This window comes from Enterobacter sp. BNK-29 (assembly GCF_048684785.1).
GTDB lineage: Bacteria > Pseudomonadota > Gammaproteobacteria > Enterobacterales > Enterobacteriaceae > Enterobacter > Enterobacter cloacae_M.
On the sequence record NZ_JBLQTU010000001.1, the window covers coordinates 3,174,775 to 3,192,915 of the forward strand.

Here is an 18,141-nt window from a genome sequence, read left to right on the forward strand (position 1 = left end):
CAAAGATCGAAAACGTCTTGACGACTTTATCATCATATCTATAATGAGTGCTTACTCACTCATAATCAAGTTTACCCCGCGCAAACTATCGGATGGGGCGCGTTTTCGGGTCTGGATATGAAAAAACCTCTCTTCATCTGCGTGGTGTTAATCATGATTATTGCTTCAGCTGCGAGTTTACCGTTTGTACTGAATGCCGGATTCGGCCAGCCGCCGCAGGGTGAGCAGCTCACTGAAGTGGAGGCCTCTCCCCAGTATCGCGACGGGAAATTCCACAATACGCTGCCAACACCGGGCTATAACGGCGACAAAAACATGCTGGTCGCGACGTGGGATTTTCTGACCAAAAAAACCGAAAACGCGCGCCCGGCCCAGCCGCTGCCGCTGGTGAAAACCGATCTTGCGAGCCTGCCGCTGGAGGAGGAAACCCTGGTGTGGCTCGGCCACTCCTCGTGGTACCTGCAGCTCGCGGGCAAACGCATCCTGATTGACCCGGTGCTCGGCAACTATGCCGCGCCGTTCTCGTTTCTGAATAAAGCCTTTGCCGGGGAGTATCCGTGGCGCGCTGAAAGCATGCCGGAAATCGACCTGCTGATTATCTCGCACGATCACTACGATCATCTGGATTACGCCACCATCAGGGCGCTACTGCCGAAGGTGAAGCGCGTGGTGACGCCGCTGGGCGTGGGATCTCATCTGCGCTACTGGGGGATGAAGCCTGAGATTATTGACGAGCGCGACTGGAACCAGTCGGTACGCATCAGCGATGAACTGACGGTGCATGTTCTGCCGGCGCGTCACTTCTCCGGGCGCGGCATCAAGCGCGATCGAACCCTGTGGGGCAGCTTTATGTTCGTCACGCCAGAGCAGAAGGTTTATTACAGCGGGGACTCCGGCTACGGTCCGCACTTTAAGGCCATCGGCGAGCAGTTTGATGGCGTTGATGTCGCCATCATGGAAAACGGCCAGTACGACCAGGACTGGAAGTATATCCACATGCTCCCGGAGGAAACGGCGCAGGCCTCGGTGGATCTGAACGCGAAAGCCGTGGTGCCCGGGCATAACGGACGCTTCGTGCTGGCAAAACATACGTGGAACGATCCGCTGATCCAGCTGGCTAAAGCCAGCAAGGATAAAAACTATCGGCTACTGACGCCGGCGCTGGGCGAGCCCGTCCGGGTGAATGACGCCACGCAAACCTTTCGCGCGTGGTGGGAATAATGTTTAAGCGAGAAGCAGAGGGGGACAGCAGCATGACCATTTCCGCTCAAGTCATCGACACTATCGTCGAATGGATCGACGACAATCTGCACCAGCCATTACGTATAGAAGAGATTGCCCGCCACGCGGGCTACTCGAAGTGGCACCTGCAGCGGTTGTTTATGCAGTACAAAGGGGAGAGCCTGGGGCGTTATATCCGTGAGCGCAAGCTGCTGCTGGCGGCGCGCGATCTGCGTGAATCCGACGCTCGGGTCTACGACATCTGCCTGCGTTACGGGTTTGACTCGCAGCAGACGTTTACCCGTATCTTCACCCGGACGTTCAACCAGCCGCCTGGTGCGTACCGCAAGGAGAACCACAGTCAGACGCACTGAGCTGTTTTCCGCCCTGGCGGGTCTGGAAAATTGCCATCACCGGCCGGGTAAGGCGAAGTCGCCACCCGGCTTTTTTATTGGCTTACGACGCCAGTGAAAACCAGCGGCGCCAGACGAAACGCAGGACGAAGAATTCGATGGCACCCAGCAGTAAAAACCACACGCAGAACAGAATGGTGTAAAGCTGGTTCAGATCGACCATGTGAAAGGTCTGAACCAGCTTCTGCGCCAGCACCAGACCCAGCGACGGCGCGGGTAAAAGCAGGCAGGAGAGCAGGGCCAGCAATAAAATGCCGCCTGCCGTAAGCAGCGATTCTAACGGGTGTTTCATCGTAATGTTAATCGTCAGTTAAAAATGTCATTGTCCGGCATCCTGTAACGTAAAGCAATATCAGCGATTCAGGCGTTATTGAATAAAACGAGGATATTATTTAGCGGATAAATAACAAAATACGACCCGGTATTTATATTAATATCGCGTTATGTAAATAAACGTCTTTATCAGGAAAATAATTTTACAAATGTATAGGTGCTATAACCAATTAACGTGGCAATAACAATGGCTGCGACAATGTATAACGCCAGGCGTCGTCCGCGATAAATACCAAACATGGTTCCCCCTCGTTTAATGTTGGTTTAGAAATATTTTGTAAAAATCAGGTCATCGAAATAGTTTTAATCAGTTTTGAATAACCGTGAAGTCATTATATTGCGGTAGATCAATTTTACCCGCAAGACTTTAAAATGAATTTATTTAAGCCAGAAAGGAATTCAGGCTTCTGTTCACCGGATATTGAAGGAAAAATACGATGACCGAAAAAAAATTGTCCCCAAACGTGCCGCCTTCCGGCGGGCTGGCATACCAGCAGACCGTAGAGCAGGTGCTTACCCACACGCAGAGCCAGGCCAGCGGTCTGGATCGTGCAGAGGCGCAGGCGCGTCTGCAAAAAACAGGGCCGAACGCGCTGCCGGAGAAAAAAGGCAAACCCGCCTGGCTGCGTTTTTTGGCCCATTTTAATGATGTGCTGATTTATGTCCTGCTGGCCGCCGCCGTATTAACGGCAGTAATGGGCCACTGGGTTGATACGCTGGTTATTCTGGGCGTGGCGGTAATCAATGCCTTAATTGGCCATATTCAGGAAAGCAACGCGGAAAAATCCCTGAAGAGTATTCGCAATATGCTCTCCAGCGAGGCGCGCGTTATTCGTAACGGCACTCACGAAACTATACCTACAACTGAAATAGTCCCGGGCGATATTATTGTATTACGCGCGGGGGATCGTATTCCGGCGGATATGCGTTTAATCGAAGCGCATAATTTACGCGTGGAAGAGGCGATTCTGACCGGTGAATCCACCGTGGTGGATAAACATATTAATCCGCTGAGCGGTGAACTGCCGCTGGGCGATCGCACCAATATGGTCTTCTCCGGGACGACCGTAAGCGCGGGCGGCGGCGTAGGCGTGGTCACCGCGACCGGTAAGGATACGGAGCTTGGCCACATCAACCAGATGATGGCGGGCATCGAAAAGCACCGCACGCCGCTGCTGGTGCAGATGGACAAGCTGGGTAAAGCGATCTTCGCCATTATCCTGGCGATGATGGCCGCGCTGTTTGTCTTCAGCCTGGCGTTTCGCGAGATCCCGATGGGCGAGCTGCTGCTCTCCCTGATTAGCCTGGCGGTGGCCTCCGTGCCGGAAGGCCTGCCGGCGATTATCTCCATCATCCTCTCCCTGGGCGTGCAGGCGATGGCGCGCAAGCGGGCGATTATCCGCAAGCTGCCGACGGTTGAAACCCTGGGCGCGATGACCGTGGTCTGCTCGGATAAAACCGGCACCCTGACCATGAACGAGATGACGGTCAAAGCCATTATCACCGCTGACGCCTGCTACCGCGTGGACGGCAACAGCTACGAGCCGGTGGGCAACATCTACCTAGAAGGCAGCGATGAGCCGGTCCACATCCAGCCGGGCACCGTGCTGGAGCACTACCTGCGCACCATCGACCTGTGTAACGACAGCCAGCTGATCCAGGACGAGCGCGGCCTGTGGGGCATCACCGGTGGGCCGACCGAGGGCGCGCTGAAGGTGCTGGCGGCGAAGGCCAGCCTTGAGCCGGTCATGACCACGCTGGTTAACAAGATCCCGTTCGACTCGCAGTACAAGTACATGAGCACCCACTATCAGATTGGCGGTGAGGAGCAGATCCTGATCACCGGCGCGCCGGACGTCATTTTCGCCCTGTGCGCCGAGCAGCAGACCCGCAACGGTGCGGAAGCCTTCAACCGCGCGTACTGGGAAAGCGAGATGGAGCGCTATGCGCGTCAGGGGCTGCGCATGGTCGCCGCGGCGTTCAAGCCGGCGAACGGCGAGCAGACGCTGACGCACGACGACCTGAGCCACGGCCTGATCTTCCTCGGCATCGCCGGGATGATGGATCCGCCGCGTCCGGAAGCCATTGATGCGATTAACGCCTGCCAGCAGGCGGGGATCCGCGTGAAGATGATCACCGGGGATCACCCGCAGACGGCGATGAGCATCGGCCAGATGCTGGGGATCACCAACAGCGAGCAGGCGGTCACCGGCTACGAGCTGGAGAAAATGGACGACGCCGCGCTGGCGGAAGCGGCGGTGAAGTATGACATCTTCGCCCGTACCAGCCCGGAGCATAAGCTGCGCCTGGTGAAAGCGCTGCAGGACAAAGGCGAAATCGTTGGCATGACCGGCGACGGCGTGAACGATGCCCCGGCGCTGCGTCAGGCTGACGTCGGCATCGCGATGGGCATCAAGGGCACGGAAGTGACCAAAGAGGCGGCGGACATGGTCCTGACGGACGATAACTTCGCCACCATCGCCAGCGCGGTGAAAGAGGGGCGTCGCGTTTACGACAACCTGAAGAAGACCATCCTGTTCATCATGCCGACCAACCTCGCGCAGGGGCTGCTGATTGTGATTGCGCTGCTGGCGGGGAACATCATTCCGCTGACGCCGGTGCTGATTCTGTGGATGAACATGGCCACCTCCGCCACGCTCTCCTTCGGCCTGGCCTTTGAGGCCGCCGAGCGCAACATCATGCGCCGTCCGCCGCGCCAGACCGGGCAGCACGTGATGGACGCCTACGCCGTCTGGCGCGTGGCCTTCGTCGGCACCATGATTGCCATCGCCGCCTTTGCGCTGGAAGCCTGGCTGGCCCCGCGCGGCCACAGCGCGGAGTTCATCCGCACCGTGCTGCTGCAGATGCTGGTCTGCGCCCAGTGGGTGTACATGATTAACTGCCGCAATACCGAAGGGTTCTCCCTGAACCGCGGCCTGCTGGCGAACAAAGGGATCTGGCTGGTGACGGGCGTGCTGTTCCTGCTCCAGGCGGCGATTATCTACCTGCCGTTGATGCAGATGCTGTTCGGCACCGAAGCGCTGCCGCTGCGCTACTGGTTTGTGACTCTGGCGGTGGCGGGCGTGATGTTCTTCGTCGTCGAAATCGAGAAGCGACTGACCCGCAGGTTCCGTAAGGCTGCATAACCAAAACCTTACCCCTCACCCTATCCCTCTCCCCTTAGGGGAGAGGGGACCGCCCGGTTTTCTCCCTCTGCTCTGAGGTGAAGGGGCGGCTCGGTTTTCTCCCTCGCCCCTTTGGGGAGAGGGCCGGGGTGAGGGGAAAACATCTGAGGTACCTCTTAATGAAACTCCCACTCCTGTTCGCACTTCTCGCCTGCACCCTGCAACCCGCATTCGCTGCCGCCATCCCCGTTCGCGTCGCCACCGTGGAGCAGACCGCCCACGCCGCCGAGCGCCAGATCCCGGGCCGCATCGAAGCCATCCACACCGTTGAGCTGCGCGCGCGCACCGAAGGCGCGATCGCCAAAATCCACTTCCGCGACGGGCAGTACGTGAAAAAAGGCGACATGCTGTTTGAGCTGGACGACGCCGAGCCGCGCGCCGCCCTGCGCCTGGCACAGGCCGAGGTAAGAAGCGCCGAAGCCACGCTGCGTCAGGCGCAGCAGCAGCTTTCCCGCTTTGAAAGCCTGGGCAGCAGCAACGCCATTAGCCGTCACGACGTGGACAACGCCCGCATGCAAAGGGACGTGGCGAGCGCCGCGCTGGAGCAGGCTAAAGCCCGGCTCGAAACCCGTAATGTCACCCTGAACTACACCCGCATCACCTCGCCGATCGACGGTCGCGTAGGGCACAGCCGGTTCCACGTCGGTAGCCTGGTCAACCCTGCCAGCGGCGTGCTGGTGGAGGTGGTGCAGCTCGATCCCATCCGCATCGCCTTTGCGCTGGAAGAGGGCGCGTTTGCCACCAAAGCCGGACAGCATGCGGATATCAGCGCCATGAAGCAGGCCTGGCAGGCGTTCATTGACAGCAACGGCCAGCGCGTCAGCGGCGAGCTCACCTCAGTGGACAACCGCATCGATCCGCGCACCGCCAGCGTGATGCTGCGCGCCGAGTTTGCCAACCCGCGCCATCAGCTGTTGCCCGGCGGCAGCGTGAACGTGACGCTGCGCCCGGCCAGCGAGCTGCCGGTTCTGACCCTACCCGCCGCCGCGGTCCAGCAGAACGGCGACGGGTTCTTTGCCTGGGTGGTTAACGCCGACGGAAAAGCCGAAATGCGCCCGCTGAAGATCGCCGGACAGATCGGCCAGCAGTTCCGGATTTCATCCGGCGTGAAGTCCGGTGAGCGAGCGATTACTGACGGCGCGCAGCGCGTGCAGCCAGGCGCGGCCGTCCAGATACTGAATTAAGGAGCCATCATGCTGACGTTTTTCATCAAACGCCCGCGCTTCGCGATGGTGATTGCGCTGGTCATCACCCTGGTGGGGGCCATTGCGCTGAGGATTATCCCGGTGGAGCAGTACCCGCAGATCGCGCCGCCGGTGGTGAATGTGTCTGCCAGCTGGCCGGGCGCCAGCTCGGCTGACGTGGCGGAGGCTATCGCCACGCCGCTGGAGACCCAGCTGAACGGCGTGGATCACATGCTCTACATGGAGTCCACCAGCTCGGACGAAGGCTCGTACAGCCTGAACATCACCTTCGCGGCGGGCACCGATCCGGACCTCGCCGCCATCGACGTGCAAAACCGCGTCTCGCAGGCCGTGGCGCAGCTCCCGACCGAGGCGCAGCAAAACGGCGTGCAGGTGCGCAAGCGCGCCACCAACCTGATGATGGGGGTAAGTCTTTACTCACCGAACAACACCCATACGCCGCTGTTCGTCAGCAACTACGCCAGCACCCAGGTGCGCGAGGCGCTGTCTCGCCTGCCGGGCGTCGGGCAGGTGCAGATGTTTGGCGCGCGCGATTACAGCATGCGCATCTGGCTGCGTCCGGACCGCATGAATGCCCTGAACGTCACCACCGACGACGTGGCGCAGGCGCTGCGCGAGCAGAACGTGCAGGGGGCGGCAGGCCAGGTCGGCACGCCGCCGGTGTTTAACGGCCAGCAGCAGACCCTCACCATCAACGGCCTGGGGCGCTTAAGCCAGGCCGAAGACTTTGCCGACATCATCATCCGCGCGGGCGAGATGGGCCAGCTGGTGCGCCTGAAGGACGTCGCCACCATCGAGCTCGGCTCGCGCAGCTACAGCTCCGGCGCGCAGCTGAACGGGCACGACTCCGCCTACCTCGGCATCTACCCGACGCCGTCCGCCAACGCCCTGCGCGTGGCCGACGCGGTGCGGGCGGAGCTGGATCGCCTCTCGACGCGCTTCCCGGACGACCTGGTCTACGAGGTGAAGTTCGACACTACCTCATTTGTTGCGGCCACGATTAAAGAGATCGGCGTCTCGCTGGCGCTAACCCTGCTGGCGGTGGTGGTCGTGGTGTCCCTGTTCCTGCAAAGCTGGCGCGCGACGCTGATTGTCGCGCTCGCCATTCCGGTATCGCTGGTGGGCACCTTCGCGGTGCTCTACACGCTCGGCTACTCCGCCAACACGCTCAGCCTGTTCGCCATTATTCTGGCGCTGACCATGGTGGTGGATGACGCCATCGTGGTGGTGGAGAGCGTCGAAACGCTGATGGCGGAAGGGCAGAGCCGCACGGCGGCGACCGCGCTGGCGCTGCGCCAGATCGCCGGGCCGGTCATCGCCACGACGCTGGTGCTGCTGGCGGTGTTTGTGCCGGTAGCGCTCCTGCCGGGGATTGTCGGCGAGCTGTACCGCCAGTTTGCGGTGACGCTCTCGACGGCCGTCACGCTCTCAAGCCTGGTGGCGCTGACCCTGACGCCCGCCCTGTGCGCGATGCTGCTGCGTCCGCGCCCGGCGCAGCCCGCGGCGATTTTCCGTGGGTTCAACCGGGGGCTGGAGGCCACGCGTGGCGTCTACACCCGCATCGTGACTATCTTCAACCTTCGCCCGTGGCTGGCGCTGCTGGCCACCGCAGGCGCGGCGACCGTGGTGGCGTTCAGCTTTACGTCGATGCCTAAAAGCTTCCTGCCGCAGGAGGATCAGGGCTACTTCTTTGCCAGCGTTCAGCTGCCGGAGGCGGCCTCGCTGAAGCGCACCGAAGCGGTGATGAACACGGCACGCGAACTCATCGCTAAAAATCCGGCGGTGGAAGATGTGATTCAGGTCTCTGGATTTAACATTCTCAACGGCACCAGCGCCTCCAACGGCGGGTTTATCTCCATCATGCTCAAAGACTGGAGCGAGCGTCCGCCGCTGGATGAGGTGATGGGTACCCTGCAGCGCCAGCTGCTGGCCCTGCCGGAAGCGACCATCATGACCTTCGCGCCGCCGACGCTGCCGGGGCTGGGCAACGCCTCCGGCTTCGACCTGCGCATACAGGCGCAGGCGGGGCAGAGCCCGGCAGAGCTGGAGCGCGTGACGCGTGAAGTGCTTGCGAAAGCCAACCAGCATCCGCAGCTGAGCCGCGTGTTCACCACCTGGAGCAGCAACGTGCCGCAGCTGACGCTGACCGTTGACCGCGAGCGCGCCGCGCGCCTCGACGTGCCGGTGTCGCGCATCTTTAGCAGCCTGCAGACCGCCTTTGGCGGCACGCGCGCCGGGGATTTCAGCGTCAACAACCGCGTCTACCACGTGGTGATGCAGAACGAGATGCAGTGGCGCGAGCGCGCCGAGCAGATCGGCGAGCTGTTCGTGCGCAGCAACAGCGGCGAGCGGGTGCGCCTGAGCAACCTGGTCACTATTACGCCGACCGTCGGCGCGCCGTTCCTGCAGCAGTACAACCAGTTCCCGTCCGTGTCGGTGAGCGGCTCGGCGGCGGACGGTGTGAGCAGCAGCACCGCGATGGCGGCGATGGGCGAGATCCTGGCGGAAAACCTGCCAGCCGGGTACGACTATGCCTGGAGCGGCATGTCGTATCAGGAGCAGCAGACCGGCAATCAGGCGATGTGGATCGTGCTGGCGGCGGTGGTGATGGCGTGGCTGTTCCTCGTTGCCCAGTACGAGAGCTGGACGCTCCCGGCGAGCGTGATGCTCTCGGTGCTTTTCGCCATCGGCGGGGCGCTGGTCTGGCTGTGGATGGCGGGCTACGCCAACGACGTGTACGTGCAGATTGGTCTGGTGCTATTGATAGCCCTTGCCGCCAAGAACGCGATCCTGATCGTGGAGTTCGCCCGCGCGCGGCGCATGGACGGAATGGCGATTGTCGATGCCGCGCGGGAAGGGGCATCGCGCCGCTTCCGCGCGGTGATGATGACCGCCGTGTCGTTCATTATCGGCGTATTGCCCATGATGCTGGCGACCGGGGCGGGTGCCCAGAGCCGCCGCATCATCGGCACCACGGTGTTCAGCGGCATGCTGGTGGCGACCGTGGTGGGGATCCTGTTTATCCCGGCGCTTTTTGTCCTGTTCCAGCGCCTGCGCGAGTGGGGCCACGGACTTACGGACTCGTCGCCCACAGCTCGCAGTGCTTCTGAACCAGAGAAATCAGCGAGCCGCCGTCGGCGATAAACTCCCGCATGCGCTGCGCCTCGCTCTTGCCCTGTTTTAACAGCAGGGCAATTTCATTGACTGCGCTCGTCGCGCCGAGCTTCTCGGCCGACGGCGCAACCTGCTCCAGCAGCCACGCAATGTCTTCCGCCACGGTTTTGTGCTCGCCGGTGTGCACGTCCGTCAGGATCCCCTCCAGCCCGTAGCGACAGGCCTGAAAGCGGTTAAAGCGGTACAGCAGAAAATCTTTTTCCTGATGCTTATAGGGCCGCGCGGTCAGCAGCCAGTGCGACGTCGCCTGAATAAGCCCGGCGATGTTAATGGCGTGGCCGAGCGTCAGCGGCGTATCCATCACCCGCACCTCGACGGTGCCGAAGTGCGGGCTGGGGCGGATGTCCCAGTGCAGATCCTTAATGCTGTCGATCATGCTGGTGGAACTCAGGCGGCGGAACAGCCCCTCGAACTCCTGCCAGCTGTTGACCCACGGCATCTGGCCGTTATCCGGAAATCCCGAGAAGATGTTGAGCCGCGACGAGGAGAACTTCGTGTCCGTGCCCTGCATATACGGCGAGGCGGCCGCCAGGGCGATAAAGTGCGGCACGAAGCGCGACAGGCCGTGCAGCAGGTAAATCGCGTCGTCCCCGGTCCGGCAGCCGACGTGCACGTGCTGGCCGAATACCGTCGCCTGCAAAATCAGGTAGCCAAAGCGCTCCAGCGTGACGTTATAGCGCTCGTCGTCGCATACCTCCTGACGCTGCCACTTCTGGAAGGGGTGCGTCCCGCCGCCGCAGATCTGGATATGCTGCTCCGCCGCCGCGCGCAGGATACTCTGCTGCATCACCGAGAACTGCGCCGCCGCCTGGTCGATGTTCTGGCATACGCCGGTGGCGATTTCGAGCATGCTTTCGGTGATGTCGTGTTTGACCTCGCCGCCTTTGATGTCGTCTTTGACGGCGGCGATAAGCGCGGAGGAGTCCTGGCTCAGATCGTAGCCCGGCGGGTTAACCACCTGCAGTTCGAGTTCGATGCCGAGGGTGAAGGGTTCAGAGGACTTAAAATCGGGTAAAGGCATGGCGCACTCCGTTGTCTGTTGTGTGTTGAGTATAGACAACGACGTGGCGCTCACTTTTCAGGGTGGTATAACTGTTAGCAGGCTTAGCGAAAAGGGGAGTTAACCATGTCTGACAATCCAGTGATTGCGCTGATTGGGCCTGGCGCAATTGGTACCACCATCGCCGCGGTGCTGTATGACGCAGGCCGCACGCCGCTATTGTGCGGGCGCACCGCGCACGCGGAATTACGCCTGCGTCACGACGAGGGTGAAACCGTGGTGCCCGGCCCGGTATTGACCGATCCGGCCGTCATCACGCGCCCCGTCGATCTCGTTTTTGTTGCGGTAAAAACGACGCAAAATGCCGACAGCGCCGGATGGCTGCGGGCCCTGTGCGATGAAAACACCGTGGTCTGCGCGCTGCAAAACGGCGTGGAGCAAAAAGCCCAGCTTGAGCCGTGGGTTAACGGCGCAGCGGTGCTGCCGTCGGTGGTCTGGTTCCCGGCCCAGCGCGAGCCGGATGCCTCCGTGTGGCTGCGGGCGAAGCCGCGCCTGACGCTGCCGGACGTGCCGCAGGCGCAGCGGGTGGTGGAGGCGCTTCGCGGTACGCGCTGCGCGGTTGAGCTCTCGGCAGATTTCGCCACCGTCGCCTGGCGCAAGCTGCTGCAAAACGCGGTCGCCGGGCTGATGGTGCTTTCTAACCGCCGCGCCGGGATGTTCAGGCGCGAGGATATCAGCGAGCTTGCGCTGGCCTACCTGCGCGAGGGGCTTACCGTCGCCCGCGCCGAAGGGGCGAAGCTGGACGATGACGTGGCCCAGGAGATCCTGGCGAACTTCCAGCGTGCGCCTGAGGACCTGGGCACCTCGATCCTGGCCGACCGCCAGGCCGATCGCCCGATGGAGTGGGATATCCGCAACGGCGTGATCCAGAGCTACGGCCGCAAACACGGTATTGCGGTGCCCATCAGCGATGTGGTGGTGCCGCTGCTGGCGGCGGGGAGCGAGGGGCCGGGCTAACGGCCGCTGTTTTTCCGTTCGGCAAAGTAATGGGCGGGCGTGCTGCCCATCGCTTTTCGGAACATGGTGATAAACGCATTCACCGATTCATACCCGAGCGTTGCCGCCACGTTCTGGACGGGCACGCCGCTGGCCAGCTCCCGCAGGGCAATAATCAAATGCAGCTGCTGGCGCCATCGCCCGAAGCTCAGCCCGGTTTCGCGCTGCATCAGGCGGGCAAACGAGCGCTCGCTGAGGGCGAGCCGTTTCGCCCAGTCCTTCAGGGTGCTTCTGTCCTCAGGGCGGCTGACCAGCGCGTCCGCCATGGCGCGAATTTTCGGATCGGTTGAGACCGGCAGGCTCAGCTTCTGCTGCGGCATGCTGACGAGCTCGTCAAGCGTGACCCGGGTCAGCCTCGCGACGTGGCCGTCGGCGGGATAATCCACGCCTTCGCGCGTCAGACGATCGACCAGCTCCTTAATCAGCGGCGAGATCGCCAGCGTGCAACACTTCTCCGGCAGCGCCGCCGCGCCGGGCTCAATAAACAGATAGTTTAGATGCGCGTTCCAGGTCGCTTTGGCGCTGTGCGGGATCCCGCCGGGGATCCAGACGGCGCAGTCCGGCGGCACGATCCAGATATCATTCTCCGCGTAACAGCTGACCGCACCGTATCGGGCAATAATCAGCTGCCCCTTGCGGTGGGTATGCACCGGCACTTCCGCGGCGTAGTCCACGAAGTCCAGATGACGTGCGACCGCCGGGCTGGCGGTAGAGTCAGGGTCATACAGCGTAGTAGCAGGTTGAGGCTTCACGATTCTGGCAACATTTAGGTATTTTTTGACAGAATAGAGTATTTAAGCGGGTCTGCAAGCCGGTAATAATCCCGGCATGAAAAACATCCTATCTCATCCCGTTCGTCTCCCCGCCGCGCTGCGAAACGATGCGGGCGCGCTGATCTATTCCGCGAAGAGTTTTGCCGCGGCGATGCTGGCTTATTACCTCGCGCTGTCGATCGGTCTTGAGCGTCCCTCGTGGGCCATTATTACGGTTTACATCGTGTCGCAGACGTCGGTCGGAGCATCGCTGAGCCGAAGCCTCTACCGGCTGGCCGGTACCGTGGCGGGTGCCAGCGCGACCGTTGTGATTGTGCCTGCCTTCGCGAATACGCCAGTCCTGTGCAGCGTGGTGCTGACGGGCTGGATCGTATTCTGCCTGTGGCTCTCCCTGCTGGAACGCACGCCCCGGGCCTATGCCTTCGTGCTGGCGGGCTACACCGCGAGCCTGATTGGTTTTCCTGCGGTGTCCGATCCCGGCGGCATCTTTAACGTTGCCATCGTCCGCGTGCAGGAGATCGCGATTGGGATTTTCTGCGCGGCGCTGATCCACCGCTACGTGCTGCCCGCGCGCGTATCAGGCCAGTTCAACGCTAAGCTATCCCAGACGCTACAGGCCGCGCGCGGGCGGGTGGCGGATACCTTAGCAGGCAAACCCGACGCGGCTTCCGGCCCCCTGCATCTGGCCCTGGCGCTGCAGTTCCTGCAGGGCATCAGTCACCATATTCCGTATGATTTTGCCCTTTCAGCCCCGGTGCGGCAGGCCAGAAAAGCGATTCACGATCGGCTGGCGCGGCTGGTTATCGTCAACTGTGAACTGCACGATCGCCTGCCAGCGATCGAAACCCTGCCCGCCGACGTGCAGGAATTGCTGGGCGACGTTCAGGCCTGGCTGGCCGCTGAAGGCGCTGATGCCAGCAGTACGGCAGAGTCGCTGCGGCTCCGCTGTGCGCTTCTCATCGATCGGTATGCCGCGCAGGCGCAGACGTTTGACGACGCGTTGCAGGTCAGCTTTATCCGCTACCTCTCGGAGGCTATCGCGCTTCTGCAGCAGTGCGAGCGTCTTTCCGGGGCCATCCACCGTGCAAAACCTGTATTTGGTGAGATGCAAACCCGCGCGGCGAAAGGCTACGTTTTCCACCGCGACCCTCTAACTGCCGCCCGCACGGCGATGGGGGCTTTCGCCATCATCCTGAGCGGCTGTCTGGTCTGGATCTTCTCGGCGTGGCCGGATGGCGGTACGGCGGTTTCGATACTCGGCGTCTGCTGCACGCTGTTTGGCAGCTTCGACACCCCGGCGCCGCACATCGTGAAATACATCATTGGCTCGTTCTGGGGCGTGGTCATTAGCCTGTTCTACAGCTTTGCGCTGCTGCCGCTGGTAAGCGATTTCCCGGTGCTGGTGGCGGTGCTTGCCCCGGCGTATCTGCTGGCCGGGTCGCTTCAGGCGCGCCCGCCCACCACGTTTATGGCGATGGGGATCACCCTGACGCTGCCCATTCTGTGCGAGCTGGGGGCGCACTACAGCGGAGACTTCGCCGTTGCGGCCAACACCGCCATTGCGCTCTTTGCCGCGACCGGTTTTGCCGTCATCAGCATGAGCCTGCTGCAAACCGTGCAGGCGGATGGCGCCATCGCGCGTCTGCTCAACCTCTGCCAGCGCGACATTCGCCGCAGCGTGAAGGGCACGCTGCGGGTTGATGAAACGTACTGGATCAACCTGATGATGGACCGAACCGCCCTGCTGCTGCCGCGCCTGCAGCGCAGCGAGCGTGCGCCAGAGCTGGCGCTCGATCGGCTATTACACGCGCTGCGTCTGGGGCTGTCGGTCATGCATTTACGCCGCAGTAACACGCCGCCCGGCAGGGAGGTTGACGCGCTTTTTCATCGGATAAACGCCGCGGACCGCAACGCCTTGCGCGAACGCATCGCCAACCTTATCGCACGCCATCTGCCTGCGGCAGATGAACATACGCGCCAGTTGGTCTTCAGGCTGGTGGATCTGCACTGCGCATTACGGGGGCCAGACCATGGTTAACGATCTCAATATCGGCGGGGTTTTTATTCCGGGACTGCTGACGGTCGCCCTCGCGGCGCTGGTCTGCACGCTGGGCCTCGTCGCGCTTTTCTCGCTCAGCAGGCTCTACCGGCGCTTGCCGTTTCGCCCGCTGATGGATGTTTCAACCTGGATTGTCACCTTTTTCCTGCTGATGCAGGGCCTGATCGCGTTGGGGTTATTGTCATGAAATCACTGCTCTCTTTACTGGCTCGCTATGCGCTGACCTTAAGCGCGGCCGCGGCGGCCACGCTTCTGGCCTTTATGATGTGGAAACACTACGCACAAACGCCGTGGACCCGCGACGGCCGCGTGCGGGCGGATGTGGTGCAGATTGCGCCGGACGTCTCCGGGCCGGTCATCAGCGTGGCCGTGCGGGACAATCAGTGGGTGAACCGGGGCGATGTGCTTTACACCATCGATCCGCGCTGGCTTAAGCTGGCGGTGGTCAGCGCGCAGGCGGACGTCGAGTCGAAACGCCATGAGATGCTGATGCGCCAGGACGCGGCCCGCCGCCGCACGCTGATTAAAAACGCCATATCGAGCGAGGATTTACAGCAAACCGGCAGCGCGGCGAACGTCGCGGCGGCCAATTATCACGGCGCGCTGGCCGCGCTGGATCTGGCAGAGCTGAATCTGGCGCACGCCACCGTGCGCGCGCCGGTCTCAGGGTTCGTCACGCACCTGCGGCTTCGCCCCGGAGACTACGCGACGGCGGGGGAGACAAAGGTCGCCATTGTCGATGCGCACAGCTTCTGGGTGGTGGGGTACTTTGAGGAGACCAAGCTGCGCCATATTCGCGTCGGGGATGCCGCGCAGGTGGTGCTGATGGGGTACGAGCCTGTCATCACGGGTCACGTGGAGAGTATCGGGCATGGGATCGGGGACAGCAACGACGAGACGGGCGGGCTGGGTCTGCCCGACGTCGAGCCCACCTTCAGCTGGGTGCGGCTGGCGCAGCGCGTGCCGGTGCGCATTCATATCGACAGGTTGCCGGCGGGCGTTGAGCTGGTGGCGGGGCTGTCGGCGAGCGTGGCGGTGGGGGGATAGGGAGGGAGGGGGATAAAAGTGAATATGAATGTCTGCTTTGTGCCAAAAGCAGGCGTTGAATACATTGTAGAATCGTGTATAGCTATAAAAGGTGGAAGAATTAATAAGCCGCCAGCAGACGGCTTATGTGCCGAAAGATAGATTCAGCTGTATTCAACGATATTAAACCCTTCATCAGCTGTTGGTTCTGAGAAATAATGCGTTATGATTTCAAATTGTTGATCTGAGGCCGAAAATTCATGTTCTCCTTCTGCGTTACGAACGCGTAAGCGGGATTTACATACTTCATCAGAAACTTTTAGATAGTGCAGCTGATTACTGGCTCCTGACTCCTTAATAATGCTCATCATCCATTCACGATTTGTTTGTGTGTTTGCCGGAAAATCAAGAACTACTGATAAACCAGCTTTTAGTAGTGAAACAAGATGAGGCTTCATGGCATTTCTTAGTCTTAATGAATACTGCACATAATCAGATATGGATTGCATTTCATTGGCAAAGAGGGTCGCCAGCCAGTGATCCTCGCTGACAATTACAGTCCCAGGTGATGATCCTAATTTTGCTGACAATGTGGATTTTCCTGATGCAATTTTGCCACATAACAAGTGCAAGACCGGTTTTTCAGGCGTCGTTACTGCAGTTGTATCCATTGTTTACCTCACTGGATTGTTACCGGTAAGGCCCGCCTTACCGGCGGGAAAATGGCGATCGTTATCCCACCTGAATTCGACAGGTGATAATAATGATTGATTTGAATAGCACAAAGTTTGTTTTCATCGACATTCAAGTTAACAGGGTCTGGATGAAAAACCAGCACTTTTTTCACTTATACATTTAATGTCCGCTGTTCGCTTTTAACGGACATTCAACAAACAACTCTGTACTTTGAGTAAGGCTGAAATCCTGCTTCTTACTTCGCAGAATTCCGGCTTTCAGTCATCCGCCTCAGTGCGCCTGGATATAAGGCTCCTTCACAAACTCCGCCAATAACCAAACCATATCATGTAGCAGCCCGGTGAGTTCTTTCTCCACGCTCGCAGGCAGCGTCCCGCCCATCACCGCCAGCGTTAACGCTACGGCATAATCCACCTGTAGCGTTGTCTCTTGCCAGCAGTCCGGCACGCAGGAGGTTATCTTTTCACCCGCAATCAGTTGTTCAACCAGATGCGAAGGCAGTTCTGCATTGCAGCATTCCCGCAGCCGCTTCAGCGCAGCCAGCAATCGCGTACAGAGCGTGGCAAACGTCACTGCGTCGTCAGTTTCCACCAGCACGCTGACATACGCAGTACAGGCGTCGGCCAGTTCGAAGAGATCCGCAGAATCGGAAATTGAAGTGTTGATGAGATGATGAACTGCGCTTTCCTCAGAGAGCGCGTAAGAAAATCCAGGAGTAGTCGCCATTTAGCATCCTCTTTGTCTAAAAAAACGTCATGTTATGCTAACGGGTTCCTACGCCCGGTTACGGATGTGCCGCAACGCAGGCACTTTACGGCGGCGAAAAAGGGAAGGAAAGGGATAACCCTGAATTACATAAGGTTGCTTGAAAGTTTGCGAGGCGGCTTCCAGAAGGGCACTGCCGGGTGGCGGCTACGCCTTACCCGGCCTACAAAACCACCAACCAACTTACCCGCGACACAACCCGTAGGCCCGCGCAAGCGCAGCGCCGCCGGGCACAGTTTTCACCGTCGCTACTCCTTCACGCAGACCTTTTCATTTTGAGCAACCCTTCTAACAACGTCTGCGTCGCGCGGGAGGATTTGCCCGCCTGCGAACAAACCAGCCCAAACTCCCGGCACAGCGAAGGCGTCACGGGCACGACGCACAAGCCGCGTAATTCATCCGGCAGAGCGGATTCAGGTATCAGCGCGACGCCCATGCCTTCGCGCACCAGCAGGCAGGCGCTGATCCAGTCGCGGACGGTCACGCGTACGTCAGACATCTGCAGGCCAGCCTGTTCCATCAGGCTTTTTCCATTGACGGCGCAACCGCCGGTTGCGAGCACGAAGGGCTGGTCTGCCAGTTCCTCAAGGGTGATGCCCCGCGAACGCGCATAGCGAGCCTGACGGTGACTGGCTGGCAGCACCGCGACCCACGCATCTTGCCCCAGGAGCGCTTCAGCACGCCCGGGAAGAGGGTTCATGACCACGCCCACATCAACCGTATCTGCCGCCAGCCACTCTTCGACTTCCTGGTCCGTCCCTTCGAGTACGACCACCTCGATTTCAGGATGCAGACGCCGAAAATCACGCAGCAGTCCGGGCAAAAATGTGGATGTCACTGAAGGAAAACTGGCAAGACGAATACGCCCGCCGCTCAGCCCCCGGCTCTCATCCGCCAGCACACGGATAGCGTCCAGCCGCGCCATCATACTCTTTGCTTCTTTGACAACCCGCTCGCCCAGGGCGGTTACGCCGATGTGGCGCCGCTCTCGCGTGAATACCGCAAATCCTAATGAGGCCTCTAACTGAGCGATCGCCTGGCTGGCGCCCGACTGCGTCATGCCGACCTCTTCAGCGGCACGGGAAATATTACTGGCATCGGCCACTGCAACCAGCAAGCGCCAGTGTAAAAGATTCATCATGGATATCAGTAGCTCAGCTAATAGCTATTTTATGAATCATTAATTTTACAGTGAGAATGGCTTTAAGCACAGTGTATGTAAATCACACAACCGC

15 protein-coding genes are annotated in these 18,141 nt (G+C 60.4%); 9 read left to right on the forward strand and 6 right to left on the reverse strand.

Features of this window, described 5'->3' with window-relative positions; all coding sequences use genetic code 11:
• Positions 1-117 precede the first annotated feature (117 nt).
• Both ACMGGX_RS15130 and ACMGGX_RS15135 read left to right on the forward strand, forming a co-directional pair.
• Positions 118-1,221, forward strand: coding sequence for an MBL fold metallo-hydrolase (locus tag ACMGGX_RS15130; protein WP_348560713.1), 1,104 nt, complete (start codon positions 118-120; stop codon positions 1,219-1,221).
• A gap of 32 nt (positions 1,222-1,253) precedes the next feature.
• Entirely contained in the window at positions 1,254-1,595 is a 342-nt protein-coding gene (locus ACMGGX_RS15135; RefSeq protein WP_010428317.1) for a RamA family antibiotic efflux transcriptional regulator, read from the forward strand.
• 82 nt (positions 1,596-1,677) lie between these two features.
• Here ACMGGX_RS15135 and ACMGGX_RS15140 read toward each other — a convergent pair whose 3' ends face one another.
• Positions 1,678-1,926: a DUF1158 domain-containing protein gene (locus tag ACMGGX_RS15140; protein WP_013097677.1), complete on the reverse strand. Its 249-nt coding sequence runs from the start codon at positions 1,924-1,926 to the stop codon at positions 1,678-1,680.
• A gap of 478 nt (positions 1,927-2,404) precedes the next feature.
• On the opposite strand from ACMGGX_RS15140, the gene ACMGGX_RS15145 reads away from it, so the two are divergent.
• The 3 genes from ACMGGX_RS15145 to ACMGGX_RS15155 all read left to right on the forward strand — a co-directional run bounded on the left by ACMGGX_RS15145 (position 2,405) and on the right by ACMGGX_RS15155 (position 9,501).
• Positions 2,405-5,113, forward strand: a complete 2,709-nt coding sequence (locus ACMGGX_RS15145; protein WP_420298555.1) for a cation-transporting P-type ATPase — start codon at positions 2,405-2,407, stop codon at positions 5,111-5,113.
• A gap of 158 nt (positions 5,114-5,271) precedes the next feature.
• Complete coding sequence (locus ACMGGX_RS15150) at positions 5,272-6,336, forward strand: efflux RND transporter periplasmic adaptor subunit (RefSeq protein WP_348560715.1); 1,065 nt, start codon at positions 5,272-5,274, stop codon at positions 6,334-6,336.
• Between the two features lie 9 nt (positions 6,337-6,345).
• Positions 6,346-9,501 carry an efflux RND transporter permease subunit gene (locus ACMGGX_RS15155; RefSeq protein WP_420298556.1) on the forward strand — a complete coding sequence of 1,052 codons (3,156 nt, stop codon included), beginning with the start codon at positions 6,346-6,348 and terminating at the stop codon, positions 9,499-9,501.
• Here ACMGGX_RS15155 and ACMGGX_RS15160 read toward each other — a convergent pair.
• Positions 9,431-10,552 (reverse strand): YbdK family carboxylate-amine ligase, encoded by a 1,122-nt coding sequence (locus ACMGGX_RS15160; protein ID WP_063440685.1) that lies wholly within the window; start codon positions 10,550-10,552, stop codon positions 9,431-9,433. The genes ACMGGX_RS15155 and ACMGGX_RS15160 overlap by 71 nt on opposite strands.
• A gap of 105 nt (positions 10,553-10,657) precedes the next feature.
• Here ACMGGX_RS15160 and ACMGGX_RS15165 point away from each other — a divergent pair, with 105 nt between their 5' ends.
• Positions 10,658-11,548 (forward strand): oxidoreductase, encoded by an 891-nt coding sequence (locus ACMGGX_RS15165; RefSeq protein WP_420298557.1) that lies wholly within the window; start codon positions 10,658-10,660, stop codon positions 11,546-11,548.
• Here the strand turns inward: ACMGGX_RS15165 and ACMGGX_RS15170 are convergent.
• Positions 11,545-12,339 (reverse strand): AraC family transcriptional regulator, encoded by a 795-nt coding sequence (locus ACMGGX_RS15170; RefSeq protein ID WP_420298558.1) that lies wholly within the window; start codon positions 12,337-12,339, stop codon positions 11,545-11,547. The genes ACMGGX_RS15165 and ACMGGX_RS15170 overlap by 4 nt on opposite strands.
• Positions 12,340-12,415: 76 nt before the next feature.
• On the opposite strand from ACMGGX_RS15170, the gene ACMGGX_RS15175 reads away from it, so the two are divergent.
• From ACMGGX_RS15175 to ACMGGX_RS15185, 3 genes are read left to right on the forward strand one after another with little or no spacing between them, the layout of a single operon-like run.
• Positions 12,416-14,398 carry an FUSC family protein gene (locus ACMGGX_RS15175; RefSeq protein ID WP_420298559.1) on the forward strand — a complete coding sequence of 661 codons (1,983 nt, stop codon included), beginning with the start codon at positions 12,416-12,418 and terminating at the stop codon, positions 14,396-14,398.
• Positions 14,391-14,606, forward strand: a complete 216-nt coding sequence (locus ACMGGX_RS15180; RefSeq protein ID WP_199029091.1) for a DUF1656 domain-containing protein — start codon at positions 14,391-14,393, stop codon at positions 14,604-14,606. The genes ACMGGX_RS15175 and ACMGGX_RS15180 overlap by 8 nt, the downstream gene beginning before the upstream one ends.
• Positions 14,603-15,466, forward strand: a complete 864-nt coding sequence (locus ACMGGX_RS15185; RefSeq protein WP_420298560.1) for an efflux RND transporter periplasmic adaptor subunit — start codon at positions 14,603-14,605, stop codon at positions 15,464-15,466. The genes ACMGGX_RS15180 and ACMGGX_RS15185 overlap by 4 nt, the downstream gene beginning before the upstream one ends.
• Before the next feature lie 143 nt (positions 15,467-15,609).
• Here ACMGGX_RS15185 and ACMGGX_RS15190 read toward each other — a convergent pair whose 3' ends face one another.
• From ACMGGX_RS15190 to ACMGGX_RS15200, 3 genes are all read right to left on the reverse strand, one after another.
• Complete coding sequence (locus tag ACMGGX_RS15190) at positions 15,610-16,116, reverse strand: ATP-binding protein (RefSeq protein WP_348560722.1); 507 nt, start codon at positions 16,114-16,116, stop codon at positions 15,610-15,612.
• Between the two features lie 295 nt (positions 16,117-16,411).
• Positions 16,412-16,867 carry a hypothetical protein gene (locus ACMGGX_RS15195; protein WP_420298561.1) on the reverse strand — a complete coding sequence of 152 codons (456 nt, stop codon included), beginning with the start codon at positions 16,865-16,867 and terminating at the stop codon, positions 16,412-16,414.
• A gap of 295 nt (positions 16,868-17,162) precedes the next feature.
• The gene (locus ACMGGX_RS15200) at positions 17,163-18,047 is read right to left on the reverse strand and encodes a LysR family transcriptional regulator (protein WP_420298562.1); all 885 of its coding nucleotides are present in this window, start codon (positions 18,045-18,047) and stop codon (positions 17,163-17,165) included.
• Between the last annotated feature and the right edge of the window lie 94 nt (positions 18,048-18,141).